The sequence below is a fragment of the Streptomyces pratensis genome (genome assembly GCF_016804005.1).
Lineage (GTDB): Bacteria > Actinomycetota > Actinomycetes > Streptomycetales > Streptomycetaceae > Streptomyces > Streptomyces pratensis_A.
This window is the reverse complement of record NZ_CP051486.1, coordinates 2,867,558-2,892,133: the sequence shown is the minus strand read 5'-3', so window position 1 is coordinate 2,892,133 and position 24,576 is coordinate 2,867,558. Positions and strand designations below refer to the sequence as shown.

Annotated in this window: 4 protein-coding genes; 1 reads left to right on the top strand and 3 read right to left on the bottom strand. The window is 74.2% G+C overall.

All coding sequences use genetic code 11. The annotated features are described in order from the left end of the window. Window positions 1-21: 21 nt before the first annotated feature. On the bottom strand, window positions 22-4,779 hold the full coding sequence (locus HED23_RS12410; protein WP_420803029.1) for a type I polyketide synthase: 4,758 nt from the start codon (window positions 4,777-4,779) through the stop codon (window positions 22-24). Continuing rightward, complete coding sequence (locus tag HED23_RS12405; RefSeq protein ID WP_203183463.1) at window positions 4,776-10,220, bottom strand: type I polyketide synthase; 5,445 nt, start codon at window positions 10,218-10,220, stop codon at window positions 4,776-4,778. Before HED23_RS12405 ends, HED23_RS12410 begins: the two co-directional genes overlap by 4 nt. Window positions 10,221-10,876: 656 nt before the next feature. On the opposite strand from HED23_RS12405, the gene HED23_RS12400 reads away from it, so the two are divergent. Continuing rightward, window positions 10,877-13,660: a helix-turn-helix transcriptional regulator gene (locus tag HED23_RS12400; RefSeq protein ID WP_203183462.1), complete on the top strand. Its 2,784-nt coding sequence runs from the start codon at window positions 10,877-10,879 to the stop codon at window positions 13,658-13,660. A 323-nt stretch (window positions 13,661-13,983) separates the two neighbouring features. Here the strand turns inward: HED23_RS12400 and HED23_RS12395 are convergent, their stop codons facing one another. Then, complete coding sequence (locus tag HED23_RS12395) at window positions 13,984-24,519, bottom strand: type I polyketide synthase (protein ID WP_203183461.1); 10,536 nt, start codon at window positions 24,517-24,519, stop codon at window positions 13,984-13,986. Between the last annotated feature and the right edge of the window lie 57 nt (window positions 24,520-24,576).

Below are 24,576 nucleotides of genomic sequence, written 5' to 3'. Positions count from 1 at the left end.
GGGTGTCGTGGGAGTGCGGGGTCACGCCGAGCCGAGTTCGTTGTCGATGAACGCGAACACGTCGTCGGCGGAGGCCTCTTCCAGGCGGCCGGTGACGGCTGCCGCATCCTGGCCGAGGGTTTTGTCCAGGTCGTTGAGCAGGGTCTGCAGGCGGGTGGTGACCCTGCTCTCCTCCAGGTCCTCGGCGGTGAGGTCGCCGAGCCGGGCGGCGACCCGTTCGAATTCGGCGACCACGGCGTCCACGGAGGTGTCCGCGCCGGCGAGTTCGGTGCCCAGATACTTGGCGAGGGCGGCGGGGGTGGCGTAGTCGAAGACGAGCGTGGCCGGCAGCGGCACACCGGCGGCGCCGCTGATCCGGTTGCGCAGGTCGACCGAGGCGAGCGAGTCGAAGCCCAGGTCGCGGAAGGCGCTGGTCGGTTCGACGGCGCCCGCGTCGCCGTATCCGAGGACGGTGGCCGCCTGGCCGCAGACCAGGTCCTGAAGGGCGCGCTCGCGTTCCCCTCCGGTGAGTCCCGCGAGCTTCTCCGCGAAGCCGTCTGCCGCGTTCGCGCCGTCCGAGCCGCCGGCGCGGCGGGCCTCCGGCAGTGCGGACAGCAGCGGGCTGGGCCGGGTCGTGGTGAACACGGGGGCGAACACCGACCAGTCGACGTCGGCGACGGTGACGGTGGTGTCGCCGCCGTCCAGGGCGCGGCGCAGCGCGGTGAGGGCGGTGTCCGGGTCGAGCAGGGACATGCCCATGGCCCGGGCCGAGGCACGCACCGTGTCGTGTGCCGCCATGCCGTCGCCGCCCCAGGGTCCCCAGGCCACGGAGGTGGCGGGCAGTCCGGCCGCGTGACGGTGCTCGGCCAGGGCGTCGAGGTAGGCGTTGGCGGCGGCGTAGTTGGCCTGGCCGGCGCCGCCGACGGTGGCGGTCAGGGAGGAGAACAGCACGAACGCCGACAGGTCGAGGCCGGCGGTCAGTTCGTGCAGATGGCGGGCGGCGTCCGCCTTGGGGCCGAGGGCACGTGCGAACCGGTCCGCGTCCAGGGCGTCCAGGACGCCGTCGTCGAGGGCGCCGGCCAGGTGCACGACGGCCGTCAGGGGGTGCTGTGCCGGTACGGAGTCCAGCAGGGCGGCCAGTGCGGACCGGTCGCTGACGTCGCAGGCGGTCAGGGTGACGCCGGTGCCGGTGGCGGTGAGTTCACGGACCAGGCCGTCGGCACCGGGCGCGTCGGGGCCGCGGCGGGAGGTGAGCAGCAGGTGTTCGGCTCCCTCGGCGGCGAGCCGGCGGGCGACCGCCGCGCCGACCGCGCCGGTGGCGCCGGTGACCAGCACGGTGCCGGACGGCTGCCAGGGGGCGCCCGCGCGGGCCGGGGCACGCTCCAGCCGGCGTCCGTAGGCGCCGGATTCCCGGATGACGACCTGGTCCTCGCCCCCGGCATCGCCGAGCAGCCCGGCGAGGCGGGCCGCGGTCAGCGGACCGGCCTCGGCGGGCAGGTCGACGAGACCGCCCCACCGGTCGGGGTGTTCCAGGGCGGCGACCCGGCCCAGGCCCCACAGGGCGGCCTGTGCGAAGCCTGTGACAGCGGCGCCGGCTCCGTGCGCGACGGCGTCCCGGGTGGCGCACCACAGCGGGGCGTCGGCGCCGGTGTCCCCGAGGGCCTGGACGAGGGCGGCGAGGTTTTCCGGCCGCGTCGCCGGGGCGGACAGGTACAGGATGCCGTCGGCCGCGGCCCGGCCGGTGAGTGCGGCGGCCAGGGCGGCCCGGTCGGCGGTGTCCCGCACGGTCAGGGCGTCGATGTCCAGTCCGTGGCCGGCCAGGCCCGCGATCAGGCCGGAGGCCCACGGCGTGTCGGCGACGGACTCGGGAATGACGGCCAGCCAGGACGCGCCGAGCGCCGGGGTGGCGGGAGGCGCCAGCGGTTCCCAGGTGACGCGGTAGCGCAGCCCGTCCGCTGCGGCGTGCGCCTGCCGGCGGCCGTGCCAGGTGGCGAGGGCGGGCACGACGGCGGCGACGGATCGCTCGTCGTCGAGACCGAGGGTGGCGGCGACGGCGCTCACGTCCTGCTCGCGCACCAGGTCCCAGAACGGGTCGCCGACGTCGCCGCCGGAGCCGGCCGCGGCCTGACGCTCGGCCTGCAGGATGGGTGCGTCCTCCCAGTGCCGGTCCCGGCGGAACGGGTAGGTGGGCAGGCCGACGGTGCGGCCTCCGGTGAAGACGGTGCGCCATTCCGGGCCGGTGCCGGTGAGGTGGAGGCGGCAGAGGGCCTCGACGAGGGCGGCGTCCTCGGCGCGGTCGCGCCGCTGGGTGCCGATCGCGTCGGGCACCACGTCCAGCGCCATGGTGCTGAGTACCGAGTCGGGGCCGATCTCCAGGAAACGGGTGGCACCCTCGGCGGCGAGCGTCGTGACCCCGTCGTGGAAGCGGACGGCCTCGCGGACGTGCCGTACCCAGTAGTCGGCGTCGGCGAGGTCGTCGGCGATCCGGCCGGTGACGTTGGAGACGACCGGGAGCGCGGGTTCGTGGAAGGTGAGACCGGCCAGTACCTCGCGGAAGGGTTCGAGCATCGGGTCCATGCGGTGCGAGTGGAAGGCGTGCGACACCTTCAGCCGGGTGCTCTTCTCGGCCTGGGCGGCGACGGCGAGGACGGCCGCCTCGTCGCCTGAGACGACGACGGAGCGCGGGCCGTTGACGGCGGCGACGTCGACACCGTCGGTGAGGAGCGCGGTGACCTCTGCCTCGGTGGCGCGCAGGGAGACCATCGCTCCCCCGGCCGGCAGGTCCTGCATGAGGCGGCCCCGGGCGGCGACCAGGGTGACCGCGTCCTTCAGGTCCAGCACGCCGGCGACATGGGCCGCGACGATCTCGCCGATGGAATGTCCGGCGAGCAGGTCGGGACGGACACCCCAGTGCTCCAGCAGCCGGTAGAGGGCGGTCTCGAAGGTGAAGAGAGCCGCCTGGGTGTACACGGTGCGGTGCAGCGGCGCGTCGGCACCGTCGGCGTCCTCGTCGAACATGACGTCGGCCAGCGGCCGGTCGAGATGCGCGTCGAACGCGGCGCAGATCTCGTCGAAGGCGGCGGCGAACACCGGGAAGGCGGTGTGCAGGGTACGGCCCATGCCGGGGCGCTGGGAGCCCTGTCCGGAGAAGAGCACGGCGAGGCGGCCGGGTTCGGGGGCGACGACGGGCGTACGGGTGCCGTCGGCGACCTCGCGCAGGGCGGTCAGCAGTTCGTCCCGGTCGCGTCCGGTGACGGCGGCGCGGTGGGTGAACAGGGAGCGGGTGGTGGCCAGCGAGTGGCCGACGTCGTAGGGGTCGAGCTCTCCGGCGACCGCCAGCAGCCGTTCCGCCTGCCGCTGTACGGCGTCGGAGCCCTTGCCGGACAGCAGCCACGGCACGACGGGCAGCTCGGTGCGGTCAGGGGTGCTCTCGGCCGTCTCGGTGGGCGGGGCCTCCTCCAGGACGGTGTGCGCGTTGGTGCCGGAGATGCCGAAGGAGGAGACGGCGGCGCGGCGCGGACGGCCGTCGCCGCCCCAGGGGCGGGGTTCGGTGAGCAGTTCGACGTCGCCCGCGCTCCAGTCGACGGCGGTGCTGGGGGTCCCGACGTGCAGGGTCCTGGGGAGGGTGCCGTGGCGCATCGCCATGACCATCTTGATGACGGCACCGACTCCGGCGGCGGCCTGTGCGTGGCCCATGTTGGACTTGATGGAACCCAGCCACAGCGGCCGGCCGTCGGGGCGGTCCTGTCCGTAGGCCGCGATGACGGCCTGGGCCTCGATGGGATCGCCGAGCGTGGTGCCGGTGCCGTGGGCCTCCACCGCGTCGATGTGGTGCGGGGCGAGCTGGGCGTCGGCGAGCGCCTGCTGGATGACACGGACCTGGGCCGGCCCGCTGGGCGCGGTGAGGCCGTTGGAGGCACCGTCCTGGTTGACGGCGCTGCCTCGGACGACGGCGAGCACCTCGTGGCCGTTGCGGCGGGCGTCGGACAGCCGCTCGACGAGGAGCATGCCCGCGCCCTCGGCCCAGGCGGCGCCGGCGGCGTCGTCGGAGAAGGAGTGGCAGCGGCCGTCGGGCGACAGGGCGCGGCGCTCGCTGAACTCGACGAACATCTCGGGGCTGGCCATGACAGCGGCGCCGCCCGCGAGCGCGAGGGAGCACTCCCCCTTGCGCAGCGACTGGATCGCCGAGTGGAGGGCGACCAGGGAGGAGGAGCAGGCGGTGTCCATGGTGACCGCCGGGCCCTCAAGTCCGAGGGTGTAGGCGATCCGGCCGGAGACGATGCTGCCGGAGATGGTGCCGCCGAGGTAGTCGTGGTGCATCAGGCCGACGAAGACACCCGTCTGCGTGCCCTTCACGGCCGTCGGGTCGATGCCGGCCCGCTCGAATGCCTCCCAGGTGACCTCCAGCAGCATGCGCTGCTGCGGGTCGGTACCGGGCGCGTCCTTGGGGCTGATGCCGAAGAAGGCGGGGTCGCACTCGGCGGCGTCGTGGAGGAAACCGCCGTGGCGCACGTAGGACTTGCCCGGGGTCCCGGGTTCGGGGTCGTAGAGCGCGTCGATGTCCCAGCCGCGGTCGGTGGGGAAGCCGGAGACGACGTCGACGCCTTCGTCGACGATGCGCCACAGGTCCTCGGGGGTGCGTATCCCGCCGGGGTAGCGGCAGCCCATACCGATGATGGCGACGGGCTCGTGGTCCTGCTCCTCCAGCTCCCGTACGCGGCGGCGGCTGCGCTCCAGCTCGGTCGTGGCCCGCTTCAGGTAGTCGCGGAGCTTGTCGGCCGTTGCCGGGTCTTCCATCACAGGGCTCCCAGTTCGTTGTCGATCGTCGCGAAGAGTTCTGCGTCGCTGGCCTCGCCGAAGTCCTGCGGCGACTCGGGCGCGGCGCCCCCGCCGCGGGCGTCCTGCCAGCCTCGGAGCAGTGCTTCGAGGCGCGCGGTGACGCGGGCGTGGCTGCCGTCCTGGTCGGGCAGGGCGAGCAGTGTGGCCTCGAGCCGGTCCACGTCCGTCAGGGCGGACCGGGCGAGGTCGGCCGGTCCGGGGACGAGTTCGGTCTTGAGGTGGGCTGCGAGTGTGCGGGGCGAGGGCTGGTCGAAGACCAGCGTCGCCGGGAGGGTGAGGCCGGTTGCGCCGGCGAGGAGATTGCGCAGTTCGACGGCGGCGAGCGAATCGAAGCCCATCTCCTGGAAGGCGCGCCCGGGGTCCACCGACTTCGGTGAGGGGTGCCCGAGCACACCGGCGACATGGGTGCGGACCAGGTCCAGCAGGACGCGGTCGCGGTCGGTGTCGGGCAGGACGGCGAGCCGCTCGCGCCAGGAAGCGGACGAGGGCGCGCCGGCGGTGTCGGAGCCGGGCCTGCGGACCGCGGGACGGACGAGTCCGCGCAGCAGCGCGGGTACGCCGTCCGGCCGGGCCCGTACGGCCGCGCCGTCCAGCCTGACGGGCACCACGAGGGCGTCCTCGGCACCGAGGGCAGCGTCGAACATGCGCAGTCCCTGGGCCGGTGCCAGGGCCGGCAGGCCCAGGCGGCGCAGCCGCTCCAGGTCGGCCGCTTCCATGCCCGCGCTCATGCCGCCGCCCGATGCCCACAGGCCGTAGGCCAGGGAGACGGCGGGCAGACCGAGGTGGCGGCGGTGGGCTGCGAGGCCGTCGAGGAAGGTGTTGGCCGCCGCGTAGTTGGCCTGGCCGCCACCGACGAGCAGGCCCGAGGTGGAGGACAGCAGGACGAACGCGGACAGGTCCGAATCGCGTGTCAGGTCGTGCAGGTGCCAGGCGGCGTCCACCTTCGGCCGAAGGACCCGTTCCACGCGGTCCGTGTCAAGGGTGGACAGGACGCCGTTGTCGACCACGCCGGCGGCGTGCACCACGGCGCGGACCGGGTGCCGGCCGAGCAGTGCGGCGAGGTCGGCGCGGTCGGCGACGTCGCAGCGGACGAGGGTGACCTCGGCCCCGAGCGCGACGAGTTCGGCACGGAGGCCGTCCGCTCCGGGGGCGTCCGCACCGCGCCGGCCGGCCAGCAGCAGGCTGCGTACGCCGTGCTCGGTGACCAGGTGGCGGGCGATCAGGGCGCCGAGACCGCCGGTGCCGCCGGTGATGAGCACCGTGCCGTCCGGGTCCCAGGCGAGGGGGCCGCCGGGCTTGGCGCGGGCCAGGCGCGGCACGCGTACCTCGCCGTCCCGCACCGCGGTCTCCGGCTCGTCGGAGGCCAGCGCGGTGGCGAGGGCTGCGTCCGGGGCGGCGCTCCCGTCGGTGCCGATCAGCAGGAAGCGTCCGGGGTTCTCGGCCGACGCGGCGCGCACCAGGCCGAACAGCGGGCTGTGCGTGAGGTGGTCGCAGCGCAGCAGTACGGCGAGCCGGCGCCCGGTGAAGCGTTCGTCGTCGAGCCAGTGGCGCAGGGTGTCCAGGGTGGTGCCGACCAGGTCCCGTGCCCGCTGCGGCAGGTAGGTGCCGGTGGCCGGGTCGGCCGGCACGGCCAGGACGACCGTGTCGGGCACGTCGCCCGCGTCCGCCAGCGCGGCGAGGTCGCGGTACCGGGGTGCGTCGAGGCCGGCGTCGGCGCCGCACACCGCCAGGCCGGACAGCGCCGGGTGGGCCACGCCCGGGGCCGGGACGAGGTCGATCCGGTACAGGGGGTCGTCGGCGTCCGCGCTGAGCTGGTCGGCCGTCACGGGGCGGGCCGCGAGGCCACGGACGGTGGCGACGGGTGCGCCGTCCCCGTCGGCCAGGTCGAGGCGGACGGAGTCGTCGCCGGCCGGGGACAGGCGCAGGCGCAGGCGGTCGGCGCCCGCCCGGTGCAGGGTGACGCCGCTCCAGGCGAACGGCAGCACGGCCTGTCCGCCGGGCAGGTCCAGCAGGTTGACGTGCAGGGCGGCGTCCAGCAGCGCCGGGTGCAGGCCGAAGGCGCCGGCGGTGGTGCGTGCTCCGTCGGGCAGGGCGGCTTCGGCGTACAGTTCCTCGCCCCGGCGCCACATGGCGCGCAGGCCCTGGAAGACCTCGCCGTAGCCGTAGCCGGTGCGGGCCAGTTGGGTGTAGAGCCCGTCCAGGCCGACGGGTTCCGCACCGACGGGAGGCCAGGCGGCGGGGTCGGCGGGCGGTGTCCCGTCGGGGGGCGCGGTGGTCAGGACGCCCGCGGCGTTGCGGGTCCACGGAGTGTCCGGGGTGTCGGTGCGGCGGGACCATACGGTCATTTCGCGGCGCCCGTCCCGTTCCGCGTCGACGGCGACCTGTACGGCCACGGAGCCTTGTTCGGGCAGGGTGAGGGGGGCGTGCAGGGTGAGCTCCCCGACGGTGTCGCAGCCGGTCTGCGCGGCGGCCCGCAGCGCCATCTCCACGAACGCGGTGCCGGGCAGCAGGACGGTGCCGTGGACGGCGTGATCGCCGAGCCAGGGGTGGGAGGACAGGGACAGCCGTCCGGTGAGGACCGCGCCCTGGGTGTCGGGCAGTTCGGTCGCGGCGGTCAGCAGCGGATGGCCGGTCGCCTGCTGTCCCAGTCCGTCGGCGTCGCCGCTGCCGCCCGCCGCGGCCTCGAGCCACAGACGGGTCCGCCGGAAGGCATAGGTGGGAAGGCCGGTGACCCGGGCGTGGTGCGGGGCGTGGAACGTCCCCCAGTCGACGGTTCCCCCGGCCGCGTGCAGCCGGGCGGCCGCGGTGACGAAGTCGTGCGGCTCGTCACCGTCACGGCGCATGACGGGCACGCACACGCTGTCCGGGGGGAGGCAATCGGCGGCCAGGGCGGTGAGCGCCGTGTCGGGGCCTACCTCGACGAACGCCCGGGCGCCCAGGTCGTGCAGGGCGGCGAGGGCGGGGGCGAAACGGACGGGGCGGCGGACGTGGTCCACCCAGTAGCCGGGGGTGGTGAGCTCGCCGGGGCCGGCGAGGGCGCCGGTGAGGGTGGAGACGATCGGGATCCGGGGTTCCTGGAAGTCGCAGCGGGAGGCGGCCTCGGCGAAGGCTTCCAGCATCGGGTCCATCAGCGGCGAGTGGAAGGCGTGGGAGACCTTGAGCCGCTTGCCGTCCCCGAAGCGCGCGGCGAGTGCGTCGACGGCCTCCACGGTTCCCGAGATCACCACGGAGCGGGGTCCGTTGACGGCGGCGAGGCCGACGCGCTCGTCGAGGTACGGGGCGACCTCCTCCTCGGTCGCGCGCAGCGCGGCCATGGCACCGCCGGCGGGAAGAGCCGCCATCAGGCCGCCGCGGGCGAGGACGAGGGAGACCGCGTCCGGCAGGGAGAGCACCCCGGCGACGTGGGCGGCGGTCAGTTCGCCGACGGAGTGGCCGGCCAGGTGGTCCGGCGCCGCGCCCCAGGACTCCAGCAGCCGGTACATGGCCGTCTCGGTGGCGAAGATCGCGATCTGCGCGTAGTCGGTGCGGGTGAGCAGCGCGGGGTCGCCGTCGATCACTTCGCCGAGCGGGCGCTCCAGATGTCGGTCGGCGAGCGCGCACACCGCGTCGAACGCCTCGGCGTAGACCGGGTAGGCGCGGTGCAGGGCGCGGCCCATTCCGGGGCGTTGGGCGCCCTGCCCGGTGAACAGGAACGCCGTCCTGCCGCCGACCGGGGTGAGCGGACGCGCGGCGGCCAGGGCGTCCAGCAGCGCGCCGGTGTCGCTGCCGACCGCGACGGCGCGGTACTCGAAGTGGGTGCGGGTGGTGGCCAGCGAGAGGGCGATGTCCGCAGGAGCGGCGTCGTCGTGTCCGGTGAGGTGCTCGCGCAGGCGGGCGATCTGGCCGGTGAGGGCCTCGGGGCTCCTGCCGGTGACGATCCAGGGCACGGGTGTGGCGGCGGGGGCGCTCGCACGGGGTGGCGCCTCCGCGTGGGCGGGCGCCGCCTCCGTGCCGGGGGCGGCCGCCGGTTCCTCTTCGAGGGGTGCCTGTTCCAGCACTACGTGGGCGTTGGTGCCGCTGATGCCGAAGGAGGAGACGGCCGCGCGACGCGGACGGCCGGTGTCGGGCCAGGGGCTTCGCTCCAGGGCGAGCTCGACTGCTCCCGCGTCCCAGTCGACCTGGTCCGTGGGGGCATCGACGTGGAGGGTGGGCGGCACCTCTCCGTGGCGCATGGCCATGACCATCTTGACGACCCCGGCGACGCCGGCGGCGGCCTGGGTGTGGCCGAGGTTGGACTTGACTGAGCCCAGCAGCAGCGGCCGCTCGGCGGGGTGTTCGCGGCCGTAGGTCGCCAGCAGCGCCTGTGCCTCGATCGGGTCGCCGAGCGAGGTTCCGGTGCCGTGCGCCTCGACCACGTCGACGTCGGCGGCGGTGAGGCCGGCCCCGGCCAGCGCCTGTCGGATGACTCGTTGCTGTGAGGGGCCGTTGGGCGCGGTCAGCCGGCTGCTGGCCCCGTCGGAGTTGACCGCGCTGCCCCTGATCACGGCGAGCACCGGGTGGCCGTTGCGCCGGGCGTCGGCCAGGCGTTCCACGAGCAGCATGCCTGCGCCCTCGCCCCAGCCGGTGCCGTCGGCGGCCGTCGAGAAGGCCTTGCAGCGGCCGTCGGGGGCGAGGCCCCGCTGCCTGCTGAAGTCGACGAACGTCTCGGGGGTCGACATCACGGTGACCCCGCCCGCCAGCGCGAGGGAGCACTCACCGGCCTGCAGCGCGCGCACCGCCCAGTGCAGGGCGACCAGCGAGGAGGAGCAGGCGGTGTCGACGGTGACGACCGGGCCCTCCAGGCCGAAGGTGTAGGCGACGCGCCCGGAGGCGATGCTCGCTGCGCTGCCGTTGGCGAGGTAGCCGTCGAGGTCGTCGGGGACGGTGTCGAGGCGCGTGGCGTAGTCGTTGTACATCACGCCGGCGAACACGCCGGTGCGGCTCCCCCGCAGGGAGGCCGGGACGATGCCGGCCCGTTCGAACGCCTCGAAGGAGGTCTCCAGCAGCAGGCGTTGCTGCGGGTCCATGGCGAGGGCCTCACGGGGGCTGATACCGAAGAAGTCGTAGTCGAAGTCCGGGGCGTCGTACAGGAAGCCACCGGTACGCGCGTACGTCGTGCCGGGCCGGTCCGGGTCGGGGTCGTACAGGGCGTCCACGTCCCAGCCGCGGTCGCCGGGGAACTCCGACACGGCGTCGGTCCCCGTCGCCACCAGGTCCCACAGGTCCTCGGGCGAGGTGACACCGCCCGGGTAGCGGCAGCCGATGCCGACGACGGCCACCGGGCCGTGTGCGCGCTGTTCGTTCTCGCGCAGCCGGCGTCGTGCCTCCCGCAGGTCCGCTGTCGTCCGCCTGAGGTAGTCGAGCAGCTGCTCTTCGTTGTTCACCAGCGCGCCATCCGATCGGGATCGAAAGTGGGCCTCGGTCCTGCGGACTGTCTCCGGACGGGATCCTGGTCCGCTTCCCCCTCCGTTGACGGAGGCTAGGTACGGGACGGTGACGCCTGATACCCCTACAGCCCCCAGGGGCCCCGTGAGCCGGTACGGGGGGCGGCGGGACCGCATGCCCGAACGGGCGGCGCGGCAGGGAAAACATGACCGGAATCACGCGTGTCGCCGCCCGATTCCTTTCATTACTTCCCGGTAAATCAGCGACCCGGGAAAGCCGCCTCGGCAGGCATCATGAACGGGAAGTAACTTCCGGAAGGGCCTGGTTGACAACGTCGATAACGCCCTATAGCCTCGCTATTTGCTTGATCGTGCAGTTCTTTTCTGTCCCTCCGGAAAGACCGCCGAACTGATCGAATCGCACCACACAAACGACTGACGCTTTCTTGCTGCGCCCAGATTCGGAACCGCCGTAGGTTATTCAGAGACGTCGTAAGATTGGACGCGACATCGACGGACCGTCACCCCAGCGACGCGGTGGCGAACCTCGACGGCATGGCTCAGGCGAACAAAGGGCTCGGACCGGCCCCGCACAACAGCGTTTCACCCCAGACGGGCGCGAATCCACGGGCGTTACTCGACACAGGGGGGACACCATGCGCCTTTTCGACCGCTCCAAGGAATTACAGATACTTAACGAGTCGTTTACCGAATGCACCCGAAGATCCGGGCGGCTGGTGATAGTCACGGGCGACCCCGGTTCCGGGAAGACACAGCTCCTGCATGAATTCCTGGCCGCTCCGGACCGATCGGGCTCACGCATACTCCAGGGCACGGCGCACCCGGCCGAGCGCGACCGGCCGATGAGTCTCCTCAGGCAATTACTGCGCAATGGCGAGGTGCAGCCTGTTTCGCTGAACAGCGCACGACCTGCAGGTGGACGCACGGAGACACTCTCCCGGCATTCGGACCGACGAGTCGGAACGGAATTCGACGTTCCGGAGCCGGGAACGACAGAGGTGCTGCTGCGGCTCGCGGACGGCGAGAGCCCCCTGGTGGTGGCCGTGGACGACGCCCATCTCATGGACGAGGCCTCGCTGAGCGCCCTCGTCCATCTGCTGGACAGGAGCCGCTTCCGCCCCGTCCTCGTGGTGTGCGCCACGTCCGGCCATCCCGGCACAGGCCGTTCGGCCGCCCACGCCGAGCTGATCCGCCGGCCGCACCGCCGGGCCCGTCTCGGTCCCCTGTCGGAGCGGGGTGTCGGCGAACTGCTCAGCGCACAGTCCGGAGCCGCCCTGCCGGCCGGGGCGGGCCCCGCCTTCCACCGGGCCACGGGCGGCAACCCTCTGCTGGTGCACGCCCTGCTGGACGACAGCACCCGCTTCGGCCGCAACATCGACCGGCCCGTCGCCAGCACCGCGTACCGCCAGGCGGTGCTGGCACTCGTGCACCGCGGTGAGCCGCGCCATATACGGGTGATCCGGGCGCTCGCCGCCCTCGGCGCGGCGGCTTCACCCTGCACCCTGGGCGAGCTGGCCGACACCACGATCACCGGTGTCGAGGAGGCCGTCGAGGCCCTCAACTCCGTAGGACTGCTCGACGGTATCGCCTTCCGGCTTCCGGCCGCGGCGACCGCGGTGCTCGACGACATGGAGGCCACCGCGCGCGCCGCGCTGCACGAACGCATCGCCGACCTGCTGTACCGCTGCGGCGCGCCCGTCGGCGAGATGGCCCGGCACCTGCGCGCCGCGGACCGGGTTCCGCCCCAGTGGGGTCCGGGCGTGCTGCGCGCCGCCGCCGAGCAGTCCCTGGCCGCGGACGACGTGGAGTCGTGCAGCAGTTACCTGAATCTGACGTTGCGCGACTGCACCGACCCTCATGAGCGCAACGCCTTGTCGGCCGCCCTCGCCCGGGCGGAGTGGCGCGTCAACCCCGCCGCGGCGGGCGCCCACCTGGAGCCGCTGCGCCGGCCCGCTCTGGACGGTGCGCTGAGCATGCGCGACACCGCCACGGTCCTGCGCCACATGCTGTGGCAGGGCGACACCGAACTGGCCGCAGAGACCGTGGCCACACTGGTGCCCGCGCACTCCCCCGAGGACGCCAAGGTCCTCGGCGAGGTCGAGTTCGTACGGCAGTGGTTCTACGGTGTCGCCCTGCCCGCCAGGAGCCCGTCGGGCACCGGTGCCGACCAGCACCGGCGAGTTCCCGCCGATCTCGCCGGCGGACTGGCCGCGCAGGTGGCCGTACTGGTCGGCGGTGTCGCCACGGACGATTCGGCGGCGGCCGTCGCCCAGGCCCTTCAGGGCCGCAAACTCGACCACCTCAACCTGGAACTGGTGGCGATGGCGCTCCTCGCGATCGCCCACGCCGACCGCCCCGCGGTCGCCGCCGAAGCGTGCGACGCCCTGCTGGAGTCCGCGGTCGAGCGCCGGGCGACCACATGGCAGGCGCTGCTCGGCAGCGTACGGGCGGAGATCGCGCTGCTGCGCGGGGACATGACGAAGGCCGCCGAGGGCGCCGACACGGCGCTGAGCAGCCTGCACGACGGGAGCTGGGGAGTCCTCGCCGGGCTCCCCCTGTCGACGGCGATCTTCGCCCACACCGCCATGGGCGCTTACGACGAGGCCGAGCGGGTGCTCAAGCGGGACGTCCCCGAGCCGATGTTCCGCACCGTCTTCGGCATCCAGTACTTGCGTGCCCGGGGACACCACTACCTCGCCACCGACCGGCCGTTCGCCGCGCTGAACGACTTCGAGATGTGCAGCCTCCTGATGCGGCAGGGGAACAGCAGCCTGCAGAAGGGCATCCCCTGGCGGTCCGACCTGGCCCTGGCCAACTTACGGATCGGCAAGGCCCGCACCGCCCGGGAGTGTGCCGAGGAGCAGCTGCGGCTGCCCGGCGGTCACAGTTCCCGCGCGCGGGCGATGGCGTTGCGGATGCTGGCGGCCACCAGCAAGCCCCACCGCCGGGCCTCGCTGCTGCGTGAGGCGATCGATCTGCTCAAGCTCTGCGGCGACCAGCACACCCTTTCCCAGGCCTATGCCGACCTTTCCGCGGCCCACTACGAACTGGGCGAGTACGCCCGTGCCCGGCTGGTCGCCCGGCAAGCGGCCCGTGAGGCGGCCGCGTGCAGCGTCGAATCGCCGGTCGACGCGCACCTGCTGGAGGATCCCAGGCAGTCCGAGGGGGCCGAGACCGAGGGCCCTCCCATTCTGAGCGACGCGGAGTGCCGGGTCGCGGGCATGGCCGCGCTGGGGTACACCAACCGCGAGATCAGTGGCCGGCTGCACGTCACCATCAGCACGGTGGAGCAGCACCTCACCAGGGTCTACCGCAAGCTGAACGTGGCAAGCCGGTCCGAGCTGCCGCCGAAGATGCTGGAGCACCGCATCCCGAAACTCTCCGACAGCTGGGCTGCTACCCACTCCTCCGCGGGCTGACCTCAGGCCCCGACCGGGTCCCTTCCGGGTCCCGTGACGACGGGCTCCGGCGTCTCCCGCACCGCACGGCCCTCTTCGCGAGTCCCCAGGGGCTCAGGAGGGGGCCGTTCAGCTCTCCGGCCCCGAGTCGCCGGCATCGGCCGCGCGGCTCCCCGGCAGTTCGGCCGGGCTCACCGTTCGCGGCCGTTCACACGGGGCACGGCTCACGGATTCCCGCCGGACCGCTCCCCGGTGGCCCGGGATCCGAGCGGGATCCGAGACGGACGGGTGAGGCCCCGGGCGCACCGCGCCCCGGGCTCCACCCGTCCCACATGTCGTCCCGGTCAGCTGAAGCTGCCGAGTTCGTCGTCGAGGATGCCGAAGAGCTCGTCGGCCGTGGCGGCCTCCAGCCCCTTCTCCCCGGCGTCGTCGGCCGTTCCGGGTTCCCCCCACTGCGCCGAACCGTCCCAGCCGGCGGTCAGGGCCCTGAGGCGCGCGGCCACCCGGGCACGCCGCTCGTCGTCGAGCTCGGCCGAGCCCAGCGCGGCACCCAGGAGCGCCTCCAGGCGTATCACCTCGGCCTCGACGTCGACGAGCTCCCCGTCGGCCCCGCCGCCGCCCAGTTCCTCGAACAGGTGCTGGGCGAGGGCCTCGGAGGTCGGGTAGTCGAAGGTGAGCGTGGTGGACAGCCGCAGCCCGGTCTCGGTGGCGAGGCGGTTGCGCAGCTCCAGCGCGGCGAGCGAGTCCACGCCGAGTTCGCCCAGGGGGCGTTCGGGGTCGACGGAACTGCCGGAGCCGTGTCCGAGGACGTCGGCCACGTGGCCGCACACCATGTCGACCAGCAGCCTCCTGCCGTCCACGGAGCCGAGCGCGGCCAGCCGCTGTGACAACGGCTCCACCGCCTTCGGGGCGGTCCCGGCCTCCGCCGACCGGGCTGCCCGGCGGGCCGGCGCCGTCGGTGCCAGTGCGCGGACGAGGGCCGGGGCTTCCTCCGTGACCTGGACGCGCATCGGCAGGAGCGTCGGCCCTTCGGTGGTCAGGGCCCGGTCGAACAGGGAGAGCGCCCGGTCGGCGGGCAACGGCAGGATGCCGTCGCGGGCCAGCCGGCGCATCTCGGCCTCGCCGAGCCCGGACGCCATGCCGTCACCGGTGTCCCACAGTCCCCAGCCCAGTGACAGGGCTGGCAGTCCCTCCGCCCGCCGCCGGGCGGCGAGGGCGTCGAGGAAGGCGTTGCCCGCCGCGTAGTTGGCCTGCCCGGCCGCTCCCAGGGTGCCCGCGGCGGAGGAGAAGAGGACGAAGGCGGCCAGGTCCAGGTCGCGGGTGAGTTCGTGCAGGTGCCAGGCGGCATCGGTCTTGGGCCGCATCACCGCCTCTGTACGCGCGGCGGTGAGGTCGGTGAGCAGACCGTCGTCCAGGACGCCGGCGGCGTGCACGACGGCGGTCAGCGGATGGGCTTCCGGCACGGAGGCCAGCAGTTCGGCCAGCGCGGCACGGTCGGTGGTGTCGCAGGCGGCGACCCTGATCCGCGCGCCGGGGGCGACGGGCTCCTCGTAGCCTTCCACGTCAGGTGTCCGGCCGCCGCGGCCGGCCAGCAGCAGGTGCCGGACACCGTGGTGCTCGGCCAGGTGCCGGGCGAGCAGACGTCCGAGGCTGCCGGTGCCGCCCGTGATGAGAACCGTGCCCTCCGGGTTCAGCGGGACGGACGGCGTGGTACTGGGCCCGCCGGCCCGGGTCAGCACCGGTGTGTACACCCTGCCGCCCCGCAGGGCGAGTTCGGGCGCTCCGGTCGCGACGGCGGCCGGCAGGACCGCGGCCGAGGCGGCGTCGCCGTCGGTGTCGGCCAGCACGAACCGGCCGGGGTGCTCGACGGCGGCGGACCGCACCATGCCCCAGACGACGGCCTGGGCCGGGTCCGGCGGCCCGTCGACGGCCACCGCGGACCGGGTGACGACGACCAGGCGGCTGCCGTCCGCCGGCTCGGCCAGGTGTTCCTGGAGCGCGGCGAGGGTGCGCACGGCGGTTTCGCGGGCCCGGGCCGGCAGATCGCCGTCCGGGACGTCGTCCAGGGTCACGGTCAGGACGCGCGGCTCGGCCTCCGCCCCGCCGGTGGTCAGGTTCACCGGGGTCCAGCGCAGCGCGTACAGGTCACCGGGGGCAGGCGCCGCGGCGTTCAGCTGCTCGGCCGTCACCTGGCGGATGCGCAGCGACGCCGCCTCGGCGACCGGTGCGCCCGAGGCGTCGTACAGGCCCAGGGCCATGTGGTCGGTGCCGTGCGGGGTGAGCCGCAGCCGCAGGGCCGTGGCGCCGGTTGCGTGCAGGGTGACGCCCTCCCAGGCGAAGGGCAGGGTCATGACGGTCGGGTCCTGTCCGTCGAGCAGGTCGATGGCGTGCAGCGCGGAGTCGAGGAGCGCCGGGTGCAGTCCGAAGCCGTCGGCGGCGTCGGCGTCGGGGAGGGCGAGTTCGGCGAAGACCTCGTCCCCGAGCCGCCAGGCGGCGCGCAGGCAGCGGAACAGCGGGCCGTAGCCGTACCCCTGCTCGGCGAGGTGGCCGTACAGGCCGCTCACCTCGACGGGGACGGCGCCCTCGGGCGGCCACACGGCGACGGTGGCCGGTTCGGGAGCGGTCCGCGGGGCGAGGACGCCGGTGGCGTGCCGGGTCCAGTCACCGTCGGTGCCCTCGGGCCGGGCGTGGACGGCCAGTTGCCTGCGTCCGTCGGCGTCGGGAGCCGCGGCGGTCACCTGGAGGTGCACGGAACCGTGTTGGGGAAGTACCAGTGGCCGTTCCAGGGTGAGTTCCTCCACGTGCGGGCAGCCCGCGCGGTCGCCGGCCTGGAGGGCGAGTTCCACGAAGGCGCTGCCGGGGACCAGGACGACTCCCGCGACGGCGTGGTCGGCCAGCCAGGGGTGGGTGGTCAGGGAGAGGCGGCCGGTCAGCGCGACGGTGTCGGCGGCGGCCAGGGTGAGGGCGGCGCCGAGCATCGGGTGCCCGGCAGGCGACTGGCCGAGCCCGCCGGCGTCGGTGACCGCCCCGGGCCCGTCGTCCAGCCAGAGCCGCTGCCGCTGGAAGGCGTACGTCGGCAGGTCGACGCGCCGTGCGTCGGTGCCGGCGTGAACTCCCTGCCAGTCGATGGGCAGGCCACGGACGTGGGCGGCGGCGACGAGCCCGGCGAGTGTCACCTCCTCGTCGCGCTCACGGCGCAGGGCCGGCACGAACACCGACCGCTCCGGGTCGGCGAGGGCGTGCGTGCCCATGGCCGAAAGGACCGCGTCGGGGCCGAGTTCGAGGAAGGTGCGGACGCCGTCGTCCTCCAGGGCGCGGATCACGTCCCCGAAGCGGACCGCCTCCCGCACGTGGCGCACCCAGTACTCGGGCGAGCGCAGGTCCTCTTCGGCTGCGTACGTGCCGGTGACGTCTGAGACCACGGGAATCGTGGGCGCGGCGTAGCTCAGTTCGCGAGCGGCCTTCTCGAACTCGGCCAGCATCGGGTCCATCAGGGGCGAGTGGAAGGCGTGGCTGACCCGGAGCCGCTTGGTACGGCGGTCGGCGAAGGCGGCGGCGACCGCGTCCACCGCCGCCCGCGTACCGGATACCACGACCGCGCGCGGGCCGTTGACGGCGGCCAGGGCGACGTCGGGGCCGAGGTACGGCAGCACCTCGTCCTCGGTCGCGTCCACGGCGAGCATGGCGCCGCCCTCGGGCAGGGCCTGCATGAGCCGGCCGCGCGCGGTGACCAGCCGGGCCGCGTCCGCGAGGTCCCATACGCCGGCGACGTGGGCGGCGGTCAGTTCGCCGATGGAGTGGCCGGCCAGCCGGTCGGGGCGGACGCCGTAGGACTCCAGGAGTCGGTACAGGGCCGTCTCCACCGCGAACAGGGCGCTCTGGGCGTAGAGCGTGTCATCGAGCGACTCAGCGGCGTCGGTACCCGGTTCGGCCCACATGACCTCGCGCAGCGGGCGGTCCAGGTGGGTGTCCAGCGCCTCGCACACCTCGTCCAGGGCCCGCCGGAAGCCGGGGTGGGCGTCGTACAGGCCCCGGCCCATGCCGGGGCGCTGGGCGCCCTGCCCGGTGAACAGGAAGGCGGTGCGGCCGGCGACAGGCCGCCCGCGCACGACGGTGTCGCCGGTGGCACCGTCGGCCAGCGCGGTCAGGCCTGCCAGCAGTTCGTCCCGGTCACGGGCGACGACCGCGCCCCGGTGGGTGAGGCCGGCTCGGCCCGTGGCCAGCGAGTGGACGATGTCGGTGATCCGCTCGTCGGCGACTGCGCGCAGCCGGCCGGCCTGGCCGGCCAGTGCCCCGGGGGTGGCGCCGGAGAGGACCACGGGCATCAGGGGGGCCTGGATCCCGGCCTCGGTGTGGGGGGAGGCGTCCTCGTCGGGCGCCTCCTCCAGGATCACATGCGCGTTGGTCCCACTGATCCCGAACGACGACACCCCCGCACGACGGACCCGCTCACCCCGCACCCACGGACGCTCCTCCTCCAGCAACCGGACCCGACCCGCACCCCACTCCACCTTCCGCGACGGCTCACCCACATGCAACGTCCGGGGCAACACCCCCTCCCCCAACGCCAACACCATCTTCATCACACCCGCCACACCCGCAGCCGCCTGCGTATGACCGATGTTCGACTTCACCGACCCCAACCACAACGGACGCCCCTCCGGACGATCCTGACCATACGCAGCCAACAACGCCTGCGCCTCGATCGGATCCCCCAACTCCGTCCCCGTACCATGCGCCTCCACCACATCCACATCAACCGCCGACACCCCCGCCGACACCAACGCCTGCCGCAACACCCGCTGCTGCGACGGACCATTAGGAGCCGTCAGACCATTCGACGCACCATCCTGATTCACCGCACTACCCCGCACCACCGCCAACACCCGATGCCCCGACCGCCGCGCATCCGACAACCGCTCCAACACCAGCACACCGGCGCCCTCGGACAGAGCCGTGCCGTCCGCCTCGTCGGCGAACGACTTGACCCGGCCGTCCGCGGCGAGGTTGCGCTGCCTGCTGAAGTCGACGAACGTGTCGACGGTCGACATCACGGAGACGCCGCCGGCCATCGCCAGGGTGCACTCGCCCCGCCGAAGCGCCTGCGCGGCCAGGTGCAGCGCCACCAGGGACGAGGAGCACGCGGTGTCGACGGTGAGGGCAGGACCCTCCAGACCGAGCGCGTAGGCGACCCGGCCCGAGACGACGCTGGCGAGGCTTCCGTTGCCGAGGTAGTCGCGGACGGCCTCGGGGACGTCGCGCAGCCGGCTGCCGTAGTCGTGGTACATGACGCCCGCGAACACCCCGGTGCGGCTGCCGCGCACGCTGTGCGGATCGATGCCGGCGCGTTCCAGGGCCTCCCAGGAGGTCTCCAGCAGCAACCGCTGCTGCGGGTCCATGGCGAGCGCCTCACGGGGGCCGATGCCGAAGAAGTCGTGGTCGAATTCGGCGGCGTCGTAGAGGAATCCGCCCGAGCGCGTGCTGCAGTGGCCGGGCTTTCCGGGCTCCGGGTCGTACAGGGTGTCCAGGTCCCAGCCCCGGTCGTCCGGGAAGTCGCCGATGCCGTCTCCGCCGTCGGCCAGCAGCCGCCAGAACTCCTCGGGGGTGGTGACACCGCCGGGGTAGCGGCAGGCCATTCCGACGATGGCCACGGGCTCGTCCGCCGCGAATCCCGTCTCCGGTGCCACGGCCCCGGGGGCGTCCCCGGCGTCGGCGCCGAGGAGCTCCGTCCTCAGATACCTCACCAGGGCGTCGGCGTCGGGGTGGTCGAAGACGAGGGTGGCGGGCAGCCGCAGGCCGACGGCGACGCCCAGACGGTTGCGCAGTTCGACCGCGGTCAGCGAGTCGAACCCGGCCTCGCGGAAGGAGCGGCGCGGGTCGAGCACCATGTCCGCACCGTGGCCGAGGACGGCGGCCACCTGGGTTCGGATCAGTTCCATCAGCTCCGCGTCCCGTTCGGCTGCGCCCAGGGCGGCCAGCCGGTCGGCGAGCGAGGACCCGGCGGCCCGGGTGGCGGCGGTCCGGCGGGCGGGAGCGGGCACCAGACCGCGCAGCAGGGCCGGGACACCGTCGGCACCGCGCAGGGCACGCAGGTCCAGGCCGATGGGCAGCAGCAGCCGCTCGTCGGCGGCGAGCGCGGTGTCGAGCAGCCGCAGTCCCTCCTCGGTGGGCAGGGGCCGGACTCCCGCGCGCGCCATGCGCTCGACGTCGGCGTCGGTGAGGTGGGCGGTCATGCCGGTGCGCTGTTCCCAGAAGCCCCAGGCCAGGGAGAGCGCCCGCAGCCCCAGGGAGCCTCGGTGCGCGGCGAGGGCGTCGAGGAACGCGTTGGCGGCGGCGTATCCGGACTGTCCCGCACCGTCGACGGTTCCGGCGGCCGAGGAGAACAGCACGAACGCCGCGAGGTCCATGTCCCGGGTGAGCTCGTGCAGGTTCCAGGCGGCGTCCGCCTTGGGCCGCAGCACGGCGTCCAGGCGCTCGGCGGTCTGGTCGGTGACCAGCCCGTCGTCGAGGACGCCGGCGAGGTGCACCACGGCGGTCAGGGGGTGCGCCGCGGGTATCTCGGCCAGGAGTGCGGCAAGTTCGTCGCGCTCGGCGGCGTCGCAGCGGGCGAGGACGACCTGGACGCCGGACTCGGCGAGGTCGGCGAAGTCGTCCGCGGAGGTGCCGCTGCGCCCGGCCAGGACCAGGCGGCGCACGCCGTGTCCGGTGGCGAGGTGCCGGGCGACCACTGCGCCGAGCACGCCGGTGCCGCCGGTGATCAGTACGGTGCCGTCGGGGTCGAGCGGGGCGGCGCTCCCGCCTACGACGGCGCGGGCCAGCCGGGGCACCCGGACGGTGTCGCCGCGCAGGGCCAGTTGCGGTTCGCCGCTCGCGGCGGCGGCGCGTACGGCGGCGGCGATCCGGTCGTCGTCGTCCGCCGTCCCGGGGGCTGTGTCCACGAGGACTATGCGGTCGGGGTGTTCGCCCTGGGCGGCGCGGACGAGACCCCACACGGCGGCGCCCGCCAGGTCGACGGAGCCCTCCTCGCCGGTGGTGACCGCGCCCGTGGTGAGGACCAGCAGCCGGGCGGTGGCCGTCCGGTCGTCCGCCAGCCAGTCGTGCAGCGCGGTCAGGACCCGTCCGGTCGCCTCGCGCACCGAGGCCGCGGGATCGCCGCCGCCGGCCACCGGCAGGACCGCCCAGTCGGGCAGCGGTGCGAGCGCGGCCGCGCCGCCCTCCGCCAGGACGGCGTGGGCGGGGGCCACGGCATCCGGTACGGGCACGACGGGCCAGTCCAGCCGGTACAGGTCGTCGGCGCGGACCTGGGAGGCCAGTGCCCCGCCGTCGACCGGGCGGGAGACCAGGGCCTCGACGGCGGCGACCGGGGCACCGGTGGGGTCGGCCAGTTCCAGGGAGAGCGTGTCACCGCCGCGGAGGCGGACCCGCAGGGCGGTGGCCCCGGCCGCGTACAGCGACACGCCGGTCCAGGCGAAGGGCAGCCGCGCCGTGTCCTGACCGTGCGCGCCGAGGCCGTCGGCGTGCAGGGCGGCGTCGAAGAGCGCCGGGTGGAGCCCGAAGCCGCTTGCTTCGGCGGACAGTTCGACCTCTGCGTACGTCTCGTCGCCGCGCCGCCAGGCCGCGCGCAGGCCCTGGAAGGCCGGCCCGTAGTCGTAACCGATGGCCGCCAGCTCGGTGTAGGCGTCGTCCACCGGAACCGGTTCGGCGCCGGGGGGCGGCCACGCCGCGAGGTCGAAGGCGGGCGGTGCGGACTGCGGTGCGAGCAGGCCCGAGGCGTTGAGGGTCCAGGCCGCCTCGTCGGCGCTCTCGGGGCGGGAGTGGACGGTCACCGCGCGGTGTCCCTGGCCGTCGGCGGCGGCCACGTGCAGCTGGAGCTGGACGGCGCCCCGCTCGGGCAGCAGCAGGGGGGCCTGCAGGGTGAGTTCGGTGACGTGTCCGCAGCCGAGGCCGTGGCCGGCGCTCAGTGCCAGCTCCACCAGCGCGGTGCCGGGCAGCAGGGTGGTGCCGGAGACCGCGTGGTCGGCCAGCCAGGGCGTGGTGGACAGCGAGAGCCGGCCGGTGAACAGGGTGCCGCCGCCGGCGACCGGGACGGCCGCGCCGAGCAGCGGGTGGCCGGCGCTCCGGAGGCCTGCGGCGGTGACGTCGCCGGCGGCCGCGGACCGGCCGAGCCAGTAGCGTTCACGCTGGAAGGCGTAGGTGGGCAGGTCGGCGGTCCGCACCGGCATCCCGGCGAACACCGGGGACCAGTCGACCGGGACGCCGGCCGCGAACGCCTCGCCCAGCGAGGTGAGCAGACGTTCGGCACCTCCGTCGTCGCGGCGCAGCGAGCCGAGACCGGTGACGGCCGCGTCGGCGGCGTCGGCGGTCTCCTCGATGCTGTTGAGCAGGACCGGATGCGGGCTGCACTCGACGAACACCCCGTAGCCGGCGGCCAGCAGGGTCCGGGTGGTCGGCTCGAACAGGACGCTCTGGCGCAGGTTGGTGTACCAGTAGCCGGCGTCCAGCGTGGTGGTGTCCAGCACGCTGTCGGTGACGGTGGAGTAGAAGGGCACGTCGGCGGCTCGCGCCCGTACGTCCGCGAGGTCGGTGAGGAGGCGTTCGCGGATCGACTCGACGTGGGCACTGTGCGAGGCGTAGTCCACGGGCAGCCGTTTGGCGCGTCCGCCGTCCGCGACGATCGTCTCGCGCAGGGCGTCGAGGGCGTCCGCGTCCCCGGAGAGCACCACGGAGGAGGCGCCGTTGACCGCGGCCACGGCGACCCGCCCGTCGTGGGCGGCGACGAGTTCACGAGCCCGGGACTCGGGCAGGGCCACCGACATCATCCCGCCGCGGCCGGAGAGCGCCTCGGCGATGGCCTGGCTGCGCAGGGCCACGACACGGGCGCCGTCGGACAGGCTGAGCGCCCCGGCCACGCAGGCGGCGGCGATCTCGCCCTGGGAGTGGCCGATGACGGCGGCGGGACGCACTCCGTGCGCGCGCCACACCTCGGCGAGCGACACCATGATCGCCCACAGAGCGGGCTGTACGACGTCCACCCTTTCCAGCGGGCGGCGTTCGCGCACGGTCGCGAGGAGATCCCAGTCCACGAAGGGCGCGAGGGCCTCCGCGCATTCGGTCATGGTGGCGGCGAACACCTCGGAGGCGTCCAGCAGGCCGGCTGCCATGCCCGCCCACTGGGAGCCCTGTCCGGGGAAGACGAACGCGATGCGGGACTCCCCCGCCGGTGCGCCGCGCACCACGCCGGACGCCGGGTCGCTCTCGGCCAGGGCGGTGAGGCCGGCGGTCACGGCGGCCAGGTCCGCGCCGACGACGACGGCCCGCCGGTCCAGGGCCGCGCGGGTGGTGGCCAGGGTGTGGGCGACGTCGGGCACGGGATCGGTGCCGGTCTCCAGGTGGTCCAGGAGGCGGCGGGCCTGGGCGGCGAGTCCGGGCTCGTCACGGGCGGACAGCACCAGGGGCAGGGGGCGGTCCCAGACGGGCTCCTCGTCGCGCGGCTCGGGGTCGGGGGCCGCCTCGACGATGACATGGGCGTTGGTGCCGCTGATCCCGAAGGAGGACACGGCGGCGCGGCGGACCTCCCCGCGGGCGGGCCACTCGCGCGGCTCGGCGAGCAGCTCGACGGCGCCGGCCTCCCAGTCGACCTGGGAGGTGGGCCGTCCGGCGTGCAGGGTCCGGGGCAGCCGGCCGTGGCGCATGGCCATCACCATCTTGATGACTCCGGCGACTCCGGCGGCGGCCTGGGTGTGCCCGATGTTGGACTTCACCGAGCCCAGCCACAGCGGCTCCTCGCGGTCCTGGCCGTAGGTGGCCAGGAGTGCCTGGGCCTCGATCGGGTCACCGAGCGGGGTGCCGGTTCCGTGTGCCTCCACGGCGTGGACCTGGCGGGGTTCCAGGCGTGCGTCGGCGAGGGCGGCGCGGATGACGCGTTGCTGGGAGGGGCCGTTGGGGGCGGTCAGGCCGTTGGAGGCGCCGTCCTGATTGACGGCGGTGCCCCGCACGACGGCGAGCACCTTGTGGCCGTTGCGGCGGGCGTCGCTCAGCCGTTCAAGCAGCAGCATGCCCACGCCCTCGCCCCAGCCGGTGCCGTCCGCGCCCTCCGCGAACGACTTGCAGCGGCCGTCCAGGGCGAGGCCGCGCTGGCGGGAGAAGTCGATGAAGGTGTCGGGGGTGGACATGACGGTCACCCCGCCGGCCAGGGCGAGGCCGCACTCACCGGTGCGCAGGGCCTGCACGGCCAGGTGGAGGGCGACCAGCGAGGAGGAGCAGGCGGTGTCGATGGTGACGGCCGGGCCCTCCAGCCCGAGGGTGTAGGACACGCGGCCGGAGGCGACGCTGCCGAGGTTGCCGTTGCCGAGGTAACCCTCGACGCCTTCGGGGACGTCCGTGAGCCAGCTGCCGTAGTCGTGGTACATGACACCGGCGTAGATGCCGGTGCGGCTGCCGCGCAGGGTGTGCGGGTCGATGCCGGCGCGTTCGAACGCCTCCCAGGCGGTCTCCAGCAGCAGCCGCTGCTGCGGGTCCATGGCGACGGCCTCGCGCGGGCTGATACCGAAGAACCCCGGGTCGAACCGCGGCGCGTCGTGGAGGAATCCGCCCTCGCGCACATGGGTGCGGCCGGGAGCGTCGGGGTCGGGGTCGTAGATGGCGTCGACGTCCCAGTCGCGGTCGGCGGGGAAGTCGCCCACGGCGTCCGTTCCGGCGTCGACCAGCTGCCACAGCTGTTCGGGTGTGCTGACGCCGCCGGGGTAACGGCAGCTCATGGCGACGACGGCGACGGGCTCGTGCGCGGCTTCGGAGATCCGGTCGTTGTGCCGGCGCAGCCGCTCGTTCTCGAGCATGGCCTCGCGCAGCGCCTCGACGATCTGCTCGACGGATGTGTCCACGGTCGGTGTCGCTCCCTGCTGACTCGACGGCGCTGATGATGCGATGGGGGTGCGGTA